Source organism: Mycolicibacterium agri, assembly GCF_002553505.1.
GTDB classification, from domain to species: Bacteria; Actinomycetota; Actinomycetes; order Mycobacteriales; family Mycobacteriaceae; genus Mycobacterium; species Mycobacterium agri.
On the sequence record NZ_PDCP01000201.1, the window covers coordinates 1 to 1588 of the forward strand.

Consider the following 1588-nt stretch of genomic DNA (forward strand, 5'->3'; position numbering starts at 1 on the left):
CAGCGTGGCCACTTTCTCCCGGACCGTCGTCTCCCGCAAGGCGGCCAACAACGGTGGCCGGGACACGTTCACCAGCAGAGCTTGTCAAGATTTCTGTGTAGGTGGCCGGTTATAGGTAGGGGTTGATTCGTTCGGGGTAGGTCAGGGCTAGTGCGCCTAGTGCTTGTTTCCAGCCGTTGGTGCGTGCTCCTTCGACGAGGCGGTTACTGCGCGAGCGGTCTCCGGTCTTGAGCGGGTCGTCGTAGAACTTCTGGCGTTCTCGCGCGCGTTTGTCCTCGATGTTGCAGATCGCCAACCACAGCAGCTTGACTGCGGCCTGATCACTGGGGAAGTGGCCGCGGTTCTTGATGATCTTGCGCAATTGGTAGTTCAGCGATTCGATCGCGTTGGTCGTGTAGATGATCCGCCGCAGATCCGGCGGGAACGCCAGGAACGGAATGAACCGCTCCCAGGCGTTCCGCCAGGCGACCACCGTCGTCGGATTCGACTGCCCCAGAGCAGAATTGGCGAACTCCTCGAATGCCTCAGCTGCGGCATCGGCAGTCGGGGCGGTGTAGACGCTCTTGAGTGCCGCCGCGATCTGCTTGCGCTTTCCGTAGGAGACGAACCGCATCGAGTTGCGGATCAGATGCACCACGCAGGTCTGCACGGTGGCCTGCGGCCAGGTCGCTTCGACGGCTTCGGCGAACCCGGTCAGCCCGTCGGTACACACGATCAGGATGTCCTTGACGCCGCGATTGGCCAGCTCGGCGCACACCCCGGCCCAAAACTTCGCGCCCTCGTTGGCGGTCACCCAGATCCCCAGCACGTGGCGGATCCCGTCGAGATCGACCCCGACGGCGATGTGGGCTGCCCTGTTTTTGACCTGGTGGCCGTCGCGGATCTTGATCACCAAAGCGTCGAGGTAGACGATCGGATACAGCTCCTCCAGCGGCCGTTTCTGCCACTGAAGAACCTCCTCGAGCACCGCGTCGGTGATGTTGGAGATCGTCTCGTGTGAGAGTTCGGTGCCGATCGTGGTGGCCAGATGATGCTGTATATCGCGGATCGTCATCCCGCCGGCATAAAGCGAGATGATCATGTCATCGAGCCCGCCCAGGCGCCGCGAACCCTTGGGGACCAGCGTCGGAGTGAAGCTCCCGTCGCGATCGCGCGGGATCGCCAACCCGACGTCACCGACCTCACTGGACACGGTCTTGGGGGTGAACCCGTTACGGGCGTTGGGCAGTTGCCGCCCGACCGGATCGCCCTTCTCATAACCCAGATGGTCGCTCAGCTCGGCGGCCAGTCCGCGCTCCAGAACGGCTTTGACCATCTCAGGCAGAAAGCCGCCCTCGCCGGTCAACTGCAACTGGCCTGCGTCGATCTTGGCCAACACGTCGTCTAACACACCCGCGGACTTCAACGCCTCCATGGCGTCAACACCCGACATCGGCTCGTCAGTGGTCACATCCATCGATACTGCTCCTATTCATCAGGAGCCACCGCTACACAAACCATCTGACACGCCCCACCAGCAACGGCGACGTGTCTGTCAGAGCGATGCCGGATTCGGCTGCCCGGCAGGCGATGTCGGTGAGATAGTCGG

1 protein-coding gene is annotated in these 1588 nt (G+C 62.5%); it reads right to left on the reverse strand.

Translation table 11 applies throughout. The features are described from left to right. Nucleotides 1-109: 109 nt before the first annotated feature. Nucleotides 110-1456: an IS256 family transposase gene (locus CQY20_RS33725; RefSeq protein WP_097945723.1), complete on the reverse strand. Its 1347-nt coding sequence runs from the start codon at nt 1454-1456 to the stop codon at nt 110-112. Nucleotides 1457-1588: the final 132 nt, after the last annotated feature.